The sequence below is a fragment of the Halorussus vallis genome (assembly GCF_024138165.1).
GTDB lineage: Archaea > Halobacteriota > Halobacteria > Halobacteriales > Haladaptataceae > Halorussus > Halorussus vallis.
This window is the reverse complement of sequence record NZ_CP100000.1, coordinates 3153393-3167990: the sequence shown is the minus strand read 5'-3', so window position 1 is coordinate 3167990 and position 14598 is coordinate 3153393. Positions and strand designations below refer to the sequence as shown.

Annotated in this window: 13 protein-coding genes; 10 read left to right on the top strand and 3 right to left on the bottom strand. The window is 62.6% G+C overall.

What is annotated here, in order from left to right; all coding sequences use genetic code 11:
- Positions 1 to 54 precede the first annotated feature (54 nt).
- The 3 genes from NGM07_RS16105 to NGM07_RS16095 form a co-directional block, all read right to left on the bottom strand.
- Entirely contained in the window at positions 55 to 363 is a 309-nt protein-coding gene (locus NGM07_RS16105; protein WP_253513384.1) for a hypothetical protein, read from the bottom strand.
- 72 nt (positions 364 to 435) lie between these two features.
- On the bottom strand, positions 436 to 663 hold the full coding sequence (locus NGM07_RS16100) for a transcriptional regulator (RefSeq protein ID WP_253513382.1): 228 nt from the start codon (positions 661 to 663) through the stop codon (positions 436 to 438).
- Positions 650 to 1069, bottom strand: coding sequence for a DUF7344 domain-containing protein (locus NGM07_RS16095; RefSeq protein WP_253513381.1), 420 nt, complete (start codon positions 1067 to 1069; stop codon positions 650 to 652). The genes NGM07_RS16100 and NGM07_RS16095 overlap by 14 nt, the downstream gene beginning before the upstream one ends.
- A gap of 186 nt (positions 1070 to 1255) precedes the next feature.
- Between NGM07_RS16095 and NGM07_RS16090 the strand changes: the two genes are divergently transcribed.
- The 10 genes from NGM07_RS16090 (at position 1256) to NGM07_RS16045 (ending at position 14450) form a co-directional block, all read left to right on the top strand.
- The gene (locus tag NGM07_RS16090) at positions 1256 to 2374 is read left to right on the top strand and encodes an ATP-binding protein (RefSeq protein ID WP_253513379.1); all 1119 of its coding nucleotides are present in this window, start codon (positions 1256 to 1258) and stop codon (positions 2372 to 2374) included.
- 62 nt (positions 2375 to 2436) lie between these two features.
- Positions 2437 to 3252: a hypothetical protein gene (locus NGM07_RS16085; RefSeq protein WP_253513377.1), complete on the top strand. Its 816-nt coding sequence runs from the start codon at positions 2437 to 2439 to the stop codon at positions 3250 to 3252.
- 415 nt (positions 3253 to 3667) lie between these two features.
- The gene (locus NGM07_RS16080; protein WP_253513375.1) at positions 3668 to 4012 is read left to right on the top strand and encodes a HalOD1 output domain-containing protein; all 345 of its coding nucleotides are present in this window, start codon (positions 3668 to 3670) and stop codon (positions 4010 to 4012) included.
- A gap of 66 nt (positions 4013 to 4078) precedes the next feature.
- A complete protein-coding gene (locus NGM07_RS16075; protein ID WP_253513373.1) occupies positions 4079 to 5065 on the top strand; it encodes an LLM class flavin-dependent oxidoreductase in 987 nt (328 codons plus the stop codon).
- Between the two features lie 219 nt (positions 5066 to 5284).
- Positions 5285 to 9757: a hypothetical protein gene (locus NGM07_RS16070; RefSeq protein ID WP_253513371.1), complete on the top strand. Its 4473-nt coding sequence runs from the start codon at positions 5285 to 5287 to the stop codon at positions 9755 to 9757.
- A gap of 21 nt (positions 9758 to 9778) precedes the next feature.
- The gene (locus NGM07_RS16065) at positions 9779 to 10408 is read left to right on the top strand and encodes a hypothetical protein (RefSeq protein ID WP_253513369.1); all 630 of its coding nucleotides are present in this window, start codon (positions 9779 to 9781) and stop codon (positions 10406 to 10408) included.
- Positions 10409 to 10713: 305 nt separating this feature from the next.
- Positions 10714 to 13020: a hypothetical protein gene (locus NGM07_RS16060; RefSeq protein WP_253513368.1), complete on the top strand. Its 2307-nt coding sequence runs from the start codon at positions 10714 to 10716 to the stop codon at positions 13018 to 13020.
- 2 nt (positions 13021 to 13022) lie between these two features.
- Positions 13023 to 13760, top strand: coding sequence for a hypothetical protein (locus NGM07_RS16055; protein ID WP_253513366.1), 738 nt, complete (start codon positions 13023 to 13025; stop codon positions 13758 to 13760).
- Between the two features lie 50 nt (positions 13761 to 13810).
- The gene (locus tag NGM07_RS16050) at positions 13811 to 14233 is read left to right on the top strand and encodes an Imm49 family immunity protein (RefSeq protein WP_253513364.1); all 423 of its coding nucleotides are present in this window, start codon (positions 13811 to 13813) and stop codon (positions 14231 to 14233) included.
- Positions 14234 to 14258: 25 nt separating this feature from the next.
- The gene (locus NGM07_RS16045) at positions 14259 to 14450 is read left to right on the top strand and encodes a hypothetical protein (RefSeq protein WP_253513362.1); all 192 of its coding nucleotides are present in this window, start codon (positions 14259 to 14261) and stop codon (positions 14448 to 14450) included.
- Positions 14451 to 14598: the final 148 nt, after the last annotated feature.

Genomic DNA, 14598 nt, shown 5'->3' with positions numbered 1-14598 from the left:
TGTTCTGCGGCCGACGGCGCCTCGCTCGGCGGGGCACCGTCGGCGGTGGCCATTTCAGTCGATTTCGGTGACGGCGGTCGTCTCCGTCGTCCTGTCGCGTTCCTCGCGCTCGACGCGGAGGCGGATTCCCTCCTCGGTGTCGCTCTGCTCGACGACGTTAACGACCTTCGGCGTCGCGTTCGGGTCGAGGACGGTCAGCCGGTCGTCCTCGGAGACGATTCCGTAGCCGCTCTCGACGCAGTGGCCCATCAGGGCGCACTCCCGGGAGTGGGTCCTGGCGCTCTCGAACAGGTCGTCGCGGGCGTTCTTTCGGACACAGCCGACGTCGATGACGTAGCCTTCGAGCGTCTCGGTCGGTGACATGGCACGCCAGCTAACGGCCCGACGGGTTTGCGTCTTGGGGCGACCGCTCTGCGGCGTCGGTCGCGCAGGGCGTCAGCGGAGGCCGTCCGGACCCTCCTCGCCGGGGTCGTCCATCTCTCGAAGCGCGGGGAGAATGTGCTCGAAGTTCGGCCCCGGCCGAATCTGTCGGTTCTCGCGGTCCCACTCGATGATATCCCGCTCGGCCAACGCCGGCAGATGCTCGTCGGTCAGCGCGTCTTCTATCTCCGCGTACTCGTCGCGGCCGCCGTCGTCGCTCGTTTCCCGTCTACGCGCGGGCATACGCGTCGTTCCCCCCTTCGACCACCTGGTCCTCTCGTTCGACGACGTGGTTTAGCCAGACCTCGACCGCCGGGTTACCCCCTCTGTACCTGACCGTGCGACTCCGCGGGTCGTAGTCGACGAGGCCCGCATCGGCCAGTCGCGGGAGCGTCGTGTGGTGCAACCGGACTCGCAGGTCGTCCTCCTCGTCCTCCGCTCGACCGAGGGCGAACGTCGCGACGTCGTCGAGCGTGGCCACGTCCGTCGACCGGTATCTGAAGTAGTGGAGCACGCACCGACACCGCGACCGACCGAGGATTTCCAACAGGTCGTCGTCGAGCACTCCCGCGAGCGAGTTGTCCGGGGTGAACATGTACTGCCCGTGCAAGACGGCCACCAGAGTGAGGGTGTGGGTTGATATCGCCACGCGCACCGTCGGGGACTTTCTATATCACCCGTCTCTAAGTCGGGCACCTCGTCGGTGAGAGGACGGGACCGAGCGTGACGGTCCGTCTGCGCGACCGCCCAACGATCACGTTACAGCGCCGCGGAATCCGACGGGCTGACACCCCCATCAAACGAGTTAAATGACTGCCTCACGTCGAAGGTGGCAATGGGACAGGGACGGAATCGCCTCAGGTCGGTGGGTTGGAATCGGGTGTTCTGTCTTCTGGGGGGGATTTACGTCGTGTTGGCCGTCGGGCGCGCGTTGTACGTCGTTTCGGGAAGTAAAGCGCTGTCGACCGGTTTCATCGACTTCCTGCTCGTCGGCGCACCCGGCCTCGTCCTCCTCTACGGCGGCTACCGCCTGCCCGAGATGGAGATCGAACCGGAGACGTACACCAGAATCGTGGGGTGGTGTCTCGGCGGGTTCGCCGTCACGCTCGGACTGGTCGAACTCCTGCGGTTCGAACCGGGCGTCGTCATCCGGTATCCGCGCTGGTCGCTGACGCTCACCACGTCCATCGGCACCGCCAGCGGCTTCCTCGTCGGAGTGTACGACGCCCGCGGGCGGACTCAGGCCCGCCAACTCCGCCGCCAGCGCCGGCAACTCCGACGCCAACAGGAGGAACTCCGCGAACAGAGCGAGGAGCTACAGCGCCAGAACTCCCTGCTGGACAACTTCGCGAGCCTCCTCGCCCACGAACTCCGCAACCCGCTTTCGGTCGCCAGAATCTACCTCGGACCGGCGGTCGAAGGCGACCGGGACGCCGCAGAGGAACTCGAAACCGCGCTCACCCGCATCGAGGAGATGGTCGAGGTCATCTTGGTCATCACCAGGGGCGAGGACGCCGACATCGACCGCGAGGCGGTGGCGCTGGCGTCGGTCGCCGAGGCGGCGTGGGTCGACCTCGATGTCGCGAACGCCGAACTCGCCGTCGAAACCGACCTGACGCTCCTGGCCAACCCGGTCCACCTGCGGCACCTGCTGGAGAATCTGTTCACGAACGCGGTCGAACACGCCGACGGGTCCGTGACCATCCGCGTCGGGGACCTCGACGGCGGCTTCTACGTCGAAGACGACGGTCCCGGCATCCCTGCAGACGAGCGCGAGCGGATATTCGACGCGGGCTACACCACCGGCGGCACCGGGTTCGGCCTGATGTTCGTCGCCGAGTTGGCCGAAACCTACGGCTGGGACTACTCGATCACCGACGGCGAGTCGGGCGGCGCGCGCTTCGAATTCACCGACGTCGACCGCGTGTGCAAGACCGAGACGTCGACTCACTGACCGAACTTGTCGCCACGCCGCGAAGCGACGATTGATAATCCTTCGGCCCCGAAGACGCTCGCATGAGCGGACGGCAGCGCCGGTTCAACGGCGACCCGGGAGTTCTGCACCGACGGGCAGTGCGGACGCCGCTCCCGGACGCGCGCGCCGAGCGCACGTTCCACGAGAACATGATGAACGTCGCCGACGCCCGCGAGAAGAAGGCGGAACTGCTCGCCGACCCCGACGTCACGCTGTTGGAGGCCTACGAGCGGGAACTCGACCGGGTCGCGCGGAGCTTCGAGCGTCGACTCCGCCGCGTCGCGGGCGACGACTATCGGGAGGTCGCGGCGGCGTACTACCGCGGCGAGCGAGACGACCGGACCGGGGCGCTCGCGTCGTACTACCTCGAAGGCCTCTGGCGGATACAACAGCGGACCACCGTGACGGACATGCTCTTCTTCCCCGTCATCCTGCGGTACCCCGACAGTTTCACCGTGAACGTCCGGTTCGCGAGCGGGTACGCCACGACCGAGTCGGTCCGCTACGAGTCGCCCGAGCACTCCACCGAGGAACTCGACGCCGAGCACGCCCGGACGTACTACGAGGAGAGCAACTACTCCCAGCGGCGGGCGGCGGCGTACCTCCGAGACACCGCCGAAATCATCCGCGAGGAGTTTCCGGACCCCGACGAGACGTCGTTCGAAGAGCGGGCCTACGGCGGCATCGTCTCGGCCGGCGGACGACGCGGGTCGGTGTTCTCGGCGATGCTGAAGCGGGTCGACCCCGACCCGGACCGATTCTCCGAATCGGTCGACGAACCGGTCCTCGTCGCGGAGGGCCGGGAGGCCCGACGGACCGAACGGGAACTGCTGGCCGACGGCGAAGTGCTCCTGTGACGTCCGCGCGGCGGTCGGCCTTCGGTAGTCCGACCTTACCGAACGGGGAATCCCCCGACCGAACCGAAATAGTGTAAATTTTACACCTCTAATGGCGACGTTAGGTGACCCGACCCGCCGAGAGACGCGGGGGATTCCTCGGCGAGGGGTGGACACCGGTCGGTCGACGACCCGTTCCGACGACGACCGACGCGGACGAACCTACCTCGCGACCGACCGGTCCGTCGGAACCCGCCGTTTCGGTCGCGTCGGCCCGGGTCGGCCGCGTTGGCCGTTTCTACGCCGGCGCACCGGGAGGCCACAATACTGCACTAGAGCGGGGAACGTCGCCCCGCCAACACCCAACGTGGGCTTGTGCGACGGAACGGGTGAAACGTCCTGGTCGGTTGATGGGGGCTCGTACCGATGGACGCCCATGACCGCTGGTCGCACCCAGAAGCACGTCGACGTCGACCCCGAGGCAGGCGCCTACCGGGCGACGTACCACTACCCGTCCGAGCCACCGAGTCTCGCCGTGCCGCTCGCGATGATGGCGCTGACCGACAGCGATACGACGGACCTCGAACCACTCTACGAGGCCGAGAGCGTCGACCCGGAAGCGCTCGACGAACTGTTCCGTCCGTCGGGAAGCACGGTCGCGCGCGAATGTAAAGTGACGTTCTCGTACCACGGCTACGACGTCACGGTCAAGAGCTTCGGGCGCATCCTCATCCGGCCGCCGACGACCGAAGTCGACTTGACCGTCGAACCGACCGGCTGACGGTCGGCGGGGCGGGAGGACCGTCCCCGTCCGAGCAACTTTACGCCGGGCGGTCGACGGACCGGTATGCACGTCGGACTACTGCTCCCCGACACCGGCGAGGCGCGGCCGGGCGAACTGGGCGAGCGCGCGGAGGCGCTGGGCTACGACTCGGTCTGGTCGGGGGAACTCTGGGGCGAAGATGCGTTCGTCAGGCTGGCAGAGGTCGCCGAACGAACCGACCGCGTCGAGGTGGGGACCGCCATCGTCAACGTGTTTTCGCGGTCGCCCGCGGCGCTCGCGCAGGCGGCCGCCACGCTCGACCGGGTTTCGGACGGGCGGTTCTCGCTCGGGCTGGGCGTGAGCACGCCGAAGTCCATCGAGGACCTCCACGGCCTGGACTTCGAACGGCCGGTCCGCCGGACCCACGAGACCGCCGAACTGGTCAGGCGGTTCCTCTCGGGCGAGGACGCGGGCCGGGTCGACTACGACGGCGAGATATTCTCGGTCGCCGACTTCCCCGCGCTGGACGCCGACGTCCCGATCTACAACGCGGCGCTCGGGGCGGCCAACCGCCGGGCGACCGGCCGGGTCTGCGACGGCTGGATTCCCCACAACGTCCCGTTCGCCGACGTCGACGCCGCGTTCGAAACCGTCGCCGAGGCGGCCGCCGAGGCGGGTCGGGACCCCGACGCGATTACGGTGGCTCCGTACGTCCCGAGCGCGGTCGACGAGGACCCCGAAACCGCCCGTGACGCCATCCGGGGCCACCTCGCGTACTACGTCGGGAGCGGCGAGGGCTACCGGCGGGCGGTCGCCCGCCGGTTCCCCGAGGCGGCCGAACGGGTCGCCGACGCCTGGCGCGTCGGCGACCGAAAGCGCGCCGCAGACGAGGTGACCGACGAGATGGTCGGCGCGCTCGGGGTCGCGGGCACGCCGGAAGAAGCCCGCGAGCAACTCCGGGCGCTCGGGGACGTCGACGCCATCGACCGACTGCTGGTCGACGTCCCGGAGCAGGCCGACCGCGAGACGTTCGAGACGACGATGGCGGCGCTCGCGCCGTCGGAACTGTAGCGGCGCGATGGCGGAACGAAATCAGGCAGAGAACTCGACGCAATATATGTAAGACAACACTCACGTATCGGTGGAAGCGCGCTTCGTTGTCGTACTTCCTCGCGAGCGGAATACACGTTATCAGAGCTCTCCCGGCACTCTGTGGGATTTCTCTGCCAGTGTTATCATCGTTGATACCGCTCGAATTCTACTTAACGTATTAGTGATTAGTTCGGCGCAATGAACCTTCGGACCAGACGAATCCTCGCGGTCGTCTTCTCCGTACTGATAGTCACGTCGACGCTCACGCCGGCCGCGGCGGCCCTCGAACCGCCGAGCCGGCCGAACGACGCGACTCGAAACGCGCTGCTCGATAGCGTCACCGACTCGCTCTCCAGGCACGGGTTGCTCCCGCCGTATCGAGGAGACGGTGACTCGACCGCGACGACCACCGAGAAGGGCCCGAAGCAGGGCAAGGGACCGAAGAACGGCAACGGAAAGGGGTCGAAGAACGGGACGCATCCGAGAAAGGGCGAGGGACCCAAAAACGGCACCCACCCCGGCAAGGGAAAGGGGCCGAAGAACGGAACGAACCCCGGTAGCGGGAAGGGACCGAAGAACGGGACCCATCCGGGGAAGGGCAAGGGACCGAAGAAAGGCGACAAAGGCGGCGGCCCGCCGTCGTGGGCCGGCGGCCCCTCGTCGAAGGAGCGCGGGCCGCCCGAGTGGGTGGCGAACCGGAACACGCCCGGGAACGTCGACAACCGCTCGCACAGGAAGAACGCGAGCGAGGCGCTGGCGAACGCGAGCGTCGACGTCACCGTCGAGGAGAACGCCTCGGCGGTCGACTACCGGGTCGCGGCCATCGACGCACTGCAGGACGCGGAGTTCGCGGGTCCTGGGCGGTCGGTCGAGCGCCACCGGACGAAGGCGCTGGAAGCGCTCGACGACTCGCTCCAGTACGTGCTCGACGCGAATCGGACTACGTCGGCGGAACTGTTCGAACTCGACAAGCGAGCGAGCACGCCCCCGAAGTTCGCGCCGAACGTCACGACGTTGCTGGTGCGGTCCGACCGGCAGTTGGCAAAGACGGCCATCGCCGACGCCGAACGCGTCGCCGAGATTCTGCGGGCGCGGAACGTCTCCTACGACGCCGACGCGGTCGAACGGAACCTCACGGACGCGCGGGCGGCCTACGAGCGCGCCGAGCGCTTCCGGGGCAGCGACCGGGGCCACGCCGCCGTTAGCCAGTACCGAGTCGCCTGGATTCACGCCCAGAAGGCGCTCGACCAACTCGACCTCGCGAGCACGCCGAACGTCACCATCACCGTCAGCGAGGATATGGCCCACAACGAGAGCGTCACCTACGCGGTTCGCGGTCGCGTCTTCGACGTCCGGGGCCACGAACTCGACCCGCTGACCCTGACGCTCAACGGCGCGAACCGGACGATGGCGCTCGACGTGAACGCCACGCCGGGGACCGTCGGCACTTTCAGTACCAATCTCACGCTGGACCGGAAGGTCAATCGCATCACCGTCTCGGCGACCGACCCGAACCGACGCTGGGCGCCCGACGACCCGGACGCCCCGCCGGTGACCGGACACGACACGTTGCGACTCGACGCCGACGGTCTGCCCGAGAAGTACGAACGGGACACCGCCGGGACCGCGCCCCTCGATTACGACAGCAACTCCTCGCGAACGGGGCGAAACGAGTCCGCCAACCAGGTCCTCGACGGAAACGAGGACTTCGACGAAGACGGCGTCACGACGTACTACGAGTACCTCTTCGAACTGAAGCCCCACGACGCCGACACCGACGACGACGAACTCCGCGACGGGTTCGAACAGCGGTTCCGCGGCGTCGAACCCCTGACGGCCGACACCGACAACGACACCGTCTCGGACGCCGACGAGGACCTCGACGGCGACGGACTCGCCAACCTCCGCGAGCAGAACGCGACGACGAGTCCGATTCGGGCCGACACCGACGTCGACGAACTGAACGACTCGGCTGAACTGACCGTCCACGGGACCGACCCGCTCCGACCCGACACCGACGGCGACGGACTGCCCGACGCCGACGAGGTCGAACTGGAGACCGACCCGACGGTCGCCGACACCGACGGCGACGGCGTGCCGGACGGCGAGGAGACGTTCTCGACGACGACGAAGAACGAAACCGTCGGCGTCGCGGTGAACGTCACCGGCAACGGAGCCATCGCCGGCGGCATCACGGTGCGAAACGAGACGAACCAGCGCGTCCAGCCCGAATCGGTGAAGCGGGCGGCCGCCTCCGAAGTGCTGCACTTCGAGTCCGAGCGAGAGTTCGAGCGCGCGAACCTCACCATCGACTACGACGAGACGCGGGTCGAAGACGAGCGAGATCTCGCGCTGTACACCTACAACCGGAGCCTCCAGACGTACGTGCAGTTGCCGTCGTCGGTCGACGCGACCAACGACACGGTGACCGGCACGACCCCGCACTTCTCGACGTTCACGGTGCTGAACGAGAAGGAGTGGGAGGCCCAGCAGAAGGTCGACCCCGACCCCAGGTACGCCATCGACGAGGACTTCGACGACCTGGACGGGTGGAACTGTAGCGGCGACTGTAACGGCGGCGGTGGGGTCGTCGTCGGTGGGTCGACGACCGCCCAGACGTTCGACTCGGCGACAGCGGACGCGAGCACGGAGTCGGACGAATCCGGGACGCTCACGCAGGAGAACGACTCCTCGTCGACGCGGACGCTCTCCGACGAGATTCTGTCGGCAAAGGGCAGCACGGGAGGCAGGGTCGGAACCAACAGACTGTGCGACGACTGCGAGAATCCGTTCGGTCCGGGCTATCCGCCGACGACCACGACCGAGACGACCACGACCAGCGAACCCTACGACCCGCCGCCGGGCACGACGATTCCCGGTCGGGCCGGCGGCGACCCGATTCCGCCGTCGCGGCTCACCCGGTCGGTCGAACTCCCGGCCGACGCCTCGGAGATCACGGTCCGGGCCCGAGTCGAGGGATCGGCGAAGGAAGTCAACGCCACGGCGCAGGTCCTACTCGTCACCGACTCGGACACGTACACCGTCTTCGACGTCGACGGCGAGGACGGCGAGCGAGTCACCAACTCGAAGACGATAGAGAAGGACTTGACCCACGCCGCGGGCGAGACGCTGACGGTCCGCGTGCTGGCGCTGAACATGTCGACCGTCAGGGTGTCGTACTTCGACGTGCAGGTCACTCGCGATACCGACGACGACGGCCTGTCGAACTCGCTGGAGACGCTCGGCATCGTCACCGGGACGAACGAACGCATCTACACCGACCCCTACGACGCCGACACCGACGGCGACGGCATCCCAGACGGTCAGGAAGTCGGCGACAAGCACGAGGCCGGAAACGGCGTCGGGCGCACCTATTACCTGCTGAACAGCGACCCGACGAGGGTCGACTCCGATGGAGACGTCCTCGACGACTACGAGGAACGGCGGATTTGGGGAACGAATCTCCTTGATTCCGATAGTGACGGTGATGGATTCGGAGACGCCGTAGACCCTCGTCCACTCGTTGAGGATACTCCACCTTCGATCACCGAAGTCAACTCGGACAATTACAACGACTACGTTGAGGTCTCGGTCGAAGACGAGTCTGCAGTCTCAGTCGAGGGTAAACCGAAGTACGACCCGGCGAACTTCCTAGAGGATTCCTACTGGAATGCGAGTAAGGCGAAAGTCACGGCCGGAACGGACGGGGAGTACCGGATCGAGTTCGAGGACCACGGTGTCCTCAACGAACCGCCGGAAGAATACTGGATCAATCTGACCGACAGCCATGGGAACGGGTACGCTGTCAAAATCGAGGTGAAAGAAGGCGGTGGCGCAAAATTAGCAGCGTCGGGTGTCGTCGTCGGTGGAGCAGTTTCAACACCTACCGACCCCTCCGTTCTTGCTCGTGCATTAATTGGCGGTGTGATTATCAGCGTGTTTGCTGGTGGACTGTACCTCGCGAACGAGTACGTGCCTGCAGACGGCGAAACCGTCAAGAATCAGCCTACGACTGGCGTCAAAGCGCGATACCTAGCGAGTGATACTGCGCTGCCGACGACCGTAACGCTGGCGACCGGGACAGTCGCAACAGAAACAGACCCGCGAACTGGCGAGACGATAGCTCGCGGGCACGGCTGGAAGTACATTGCCGAGACAACTACTCTCACCACGGCCGATATTCGGCAGGTTCTCCGGAACAATCCGACTGTTCACGAGCACGGCGAAGGAGACTATACTGTCATCGGACGAACGGACTATCTCGAAGAGATTGTCATCTCCATTGTCGGCGGCACAATAATGACGGCGAGTGAACAGCCAGCTTACAACGAAGAGTGCGAAGATACAGTCGATATAACCAAGCACGATAATCCGGAACACTCTATCCGAGATGAAAAGCCAATCGACAGTGTCTCAACGCTCCGTGAGATACTCGAAAACCCAACAAAAATCATCGATGCGGGTTCTCAGCGGTATTACATCCTCCGACTTGGACCGAACAGGGTGGTGATGGCCGTCGCTGACACCGTCTCGGAAGGGTACCACATCCTGCGGACGATTCTGACCGGCAAGGATGGCGGATTCTTCAAGACAATAGATAACGCAGAAGACGAAATCCCGAAAAACGATAAAGAAGTAGTTTACGACGACGATAACGACGTCGACTGCTAACAGAACCCTTACGGAGACAATATGGATTTCGACATCGCAAATCAGCACGCTCAAACTGGGCATAAACACCGCAGGCGTGGTAACTTCGTCGAAGCGGGTGAGTACTACACTGCAACCGGACATCAGTACTTCAGCGAATGGGCTGAAGATCCTCACGGGAAGAAAATCAGTCAAGGAGAATATTTCTTTCTCTTAGCTGGAACGTGTTATCGGCTCGGTGGTCAGCCCGACCGTGCGGTTGCCCGGTGTGAACAGGGCATTCTAATCGCAGAGGAGTTACTGGACCGGACGAAGGACTTCGACGGCTCGACTGCGTACGACACGGCCCGCTATGGAGCGTGGTACGAATACATCGGGGATTTCCGTCTCGTCGGTGGTAGCGACGGGGCGATGGAAGCGTATGAACAAGCTAAACAGGTGTATCTCGACGAAGATGACCCACCGCTTGCTCATCGAGAACAGGAGCACATGTGGCTAACTGAGTTTTGGAAACAGGTAGCCTGTAGCGTCGGTTATGATGCTGACGAGTGGCAAAAATTTGTCCGAGAAGCGACGCTCAGTGAGTGGGTCGAGTTCAAGCAGAATCGGCTTCCCGATGCGCTTGACACGCTTACGTCTGAGTCAGAGTGGTCCATGCTCGGGGAAAAATAAGAGACTATCAAACCCGGAGAGGTGCTAAACTAATGCGATGTTAGAAAAACCCTTGGCTCGCTCGTCCGAGAAGTGTTCGACGCTAAGGACGAAAGAAAAGACATAGAAAGTCGAAGTGAACAACTAGAGTACGTTCAAGAGAGAGTCGAAGAGAAGGGTATCGAATACGACGTTAAAGAGCTGTACGGTCGTCTCACGACGGAAGAATAAGCCAGTCGAACTCGCTGGAGACGCTCGGCATCCTGACCGGGACGAACGAACGCATCTACACCGACCCGTACGACGCCGACACTGACGGCGACGGTTTGTCGGACGAACAGGAGGCCGGCAAGAAGCGCGAGAGCGGATACGGCGTCGGGCGCACGTACTACCTGCTCGACAGCGACCCGTCGAAGGTCGACACCGACGGCGACGGCATCGACGACTACGAGGAGCGCTACGGCAGTCGGACGGTGAGCGCGACGAAGTCGCCGGGCGACTCGAAGCGGTTCCTCGGCGCGCTCTACAGCGGCGACGACCCCGGAGCGTACCTGGACACCGATTCGGCCGAGACCGACCCGCTGTACGCCGACACCGACGGCGACAGCGTCGACGACGGCCACGAACTGCAAGTCGGAGCAGACCCGACGTTACACGACTACAAAGGTCCCGAGATAAGCATCTTCGCTGCGTCGTACTGGACGACGGCGTTACCCCCGGAGACGCACTATCGAATCGGCTACAGCGCGAGCGACCCGAGCGGCGTGACGCGCGTCCAAATCCAGAAGGAGGGCGAGACGCGCATCGATACGCGCTTCGACGATGCGCCGACCGGCGTCAGCGGCAATCGGTACTTTACGACGGGCGTCATCGAGTCGTCGGTCACGGCGCTCAGCGGGACGAGCGTCGAGGTGAAAGCCACCGACCGCCACCGGAACCACCGGGCGATGACCGCGTTAGAGCGGTCGAACTTCTACGGGTCGCTCGCCAAGGAGATTGGACCGAAAGGGAGCGTTAGTACCGCCGGAGACCTCGGACTCCTCTCCGGGTTCACGGTCGGTGCGGGCGGCACGGCGAAGACGGTGAAAGCCATTCTGGAGAATCCGTTTGGGTTCCTGGATTCGCTTCAGCGGATGGTGGCGTTGATGTCCCAACTCGGGCTGCTGGAGAAGATTCTGAAAACGCTGCCGAGCCAGATGGTCGAGAGCGTCCAGGACAAGCAGGACCGCAGCAACCCGTACGACAAACAGACGCAGGAAGAACACTACAAGGCATTCCAGTACAACTGGTACTTCGGCTACGGGTCGTACTTCCTGCTGTCGATGGTGTTCGGCCAGCAGGCGACGAAGGCGGCCAAGAGCACCAAGACGTTCACGAAGGTCGTCGACAAACTTGACTCGAATGGACGGTTGACGCAGGCGAGTCGGTATCTAGACGCGGTGAAGGCGCGGACGACTGGCGCGGCGAAGAAGACCGCGTTCACACTCGGGAAACGCGCTGCAGCGGGCAGTTGGCAGTTGAGCAAGCGGAGTGCGCGGCGCATCCTCGGCGGTGCGAAGACGGCCTCCGGGCAGGTGCGGCTGTACTACGCGATGCGGAAACTCGACGGGCACAAGATCGACGATCTGTCGCGTGCGCAGGAGAATCGACTTCGGATGCTCCTCGCGCGTGATGGTGACGATGGCGTTCAACTGCTGAATAAGTTAGATAAAGAGTCCGCCGAGAAACTGCTAGATTTCAAGGCATCATGTTCGTTCTCGGGCCCGGTTCGCGGATTTGCTGGTAGTAGCCGAAGCTGTCCGACCGCTGAGGACTGGAACGAGTGGGGAGAAGAACTCCAGCAGTCCGATCTATCCGGCACGGAGCTCAGCAACCATATTGATCAAATGTACGACCTCACAGATGCCGAGCAGAAGTTCTACATTGATGTCGTAACGAATGCGGGCGACAACGGCATTAAAGGACTCCGAAAAATCGATTCGAAGACGCTGAACAAACTCGCATCTACTGATGCCGACGAACTTGGCGTCAAGGAGAGTAGGTTAGTCGAAGTTCGTGCTGCTACGGTTCGAGCAGTTGGAGCAAATAAACTCTCTCCGCAGGAGACTCGCCGTCTCTTCAATCGGCTTGAGGACGTGCGTGGATTGGACGGAAACGACTACAAAGAGTACGCGAAGATGATCGCGAACGGAAACAATAACCAAGTACGAGCCACACTCTTTGAAGTCGAAAGAACGGCATTCTATCGTGATAACTATCCAGATAGCTCAATTGATATAGACCCCATCGATGGACAGGTCGATCTTAGGGTCGATGGAAGATACATCGAACAAAAGAACACTGATAGCCTCAATAACTTCATATATAACCAATTGCGTGAAGGACACGATAGCTTTGCCCGAGAACAGGTCCGGGATGAAATCGGGGACAGTCCTACGAAGTTAGAGATTGACGTTAGCAGTGCGAACAACGTCGATAAATCGGACATCAAGCGGAAAGTCCGAGACTATGCCGATGAGCTTCGTAATACGGGCCGTGAGAATCGGATTGACGAGATTAGGATCTTTCTGCCTGACGGAACGATGCTGAAGGCGACCAAAACAGATTCAGGGTCCTTCGAGTTCAATACCTAACGATGGAAGAGAAGAACTCGGATTTCGTCGCGTACGCCCCATCGTTGAGCGGCGGTTGGACGTTCACTATCGACTGCAAAGCCGAGACTATCGCTGAGACGTACGGTGAACTCCTCGGTGCGTGTAACGGAGTGTTCCAAGCTGGCAAGCGCTTTCTCACACCAACGGTAGTCACCTACGCTTTGAACGGGTTCGACGATGATATTGACGTGAAAAATATGTACGATACGAGCGCCATAGATGTCTCTTCCGACGAAATTCGATCTACTAATGGGCTTGATTACGAACAGGTAGCTGCTCGCATCGGCGAACATGCGGAATCCATGGATTCGGTCGTCTCGATCTCCGAGGTGAAAATCGAAGCTGGACGTGTCCACGTTACTCTCGATGGCCGGGATGTCGAAGTAAGTCGAGAAACCGAGGACCTCTACAGATGGGTGAATCACGGTGAACTGGTTGATCGACGGCCGGTCTGTGATCCTATCGAGGTGACCGTTCTTCGACGAAAGGACTATCCTTCGGATGTGCCCGTGTACAAAGTCTGCATCGACATACACTCGGATATCTGGTACGAGAGCGACGAAATCGGCGAACGAAATCGCGAACGATTGGCCGACTTCCTACGCCGACTGTACGTTGTGCTGAATCCGCGAGACGTGGACTTCCACGCGGAGCGGGGCTCTCCGTTCGATTCGTTTTACACGCGGCAGGGCGAAGAGCACGATTTACCCTTCGAGTAGAGTATAGCCAAACTTCGATACAGGAGCGCTGGCCGCGACCATTTCAGGAGATGGCCACTAAAGTTGCCAGCGAAGGCATCGAACGCCAATCTCCCGAGTATTACGTTCATCTAGACAACTGTCTCGCCAATCTCATCCTCGGGCGCGACGATGAGGCAGTCGAAGCGGCGGACGCACTCACCGCAATGGAACCCGATGCTCCCAAACGGGTTGGGTCCTACCCCGGTCTTGGTGACGCCTGTCGAGCCATCGTCGACAGAGATACCAATGCGTTGGACGCCGCACTCGGACAGATGCTATCGAGACAAGATGAACTGGCCGAACAACGAGTCGAGAGTCTCGACCACGTCTTGGTCTGCTTCCCAACAATCGTCTTTTTGCTACTCGCCCGAGATCGAGGTATCCCTGTCGAAGAGTTAGACGCGTTCGAATCGGAGTACGTTCCGAAGACACTCTTCGAGCGACGGAAGTGACCTCCGAGCGGGCCGTGTCGACGCGGTGTTCTGGCTCAACGTTTTTGCACCGGCGGCGGTCGAACGCCTGGGTCGGGAGACGTTGCTTTCCGCCGGCTGGAAGGCGCAAGAACTGGACGACGGAAGCGTTCTTCTCGTCCTCTCGGATAACCCGATTCTGTTCGGCTATCTTGAAGAGCGAAACCGACTCGAAGAGCGACTCGGTCTCCGGTCGTAGATTCGACTGCGAGTACGGCTGCCCGTCCGAAATCGGAAAATCGGTCACCGACCGTCGAACGCCGACCGACGGACGGAACGCTCTACAAGTTCCACCGGTAGTAATCCCAACGATAGGTATACGTACGTACCTGACAGCCATCGTAACT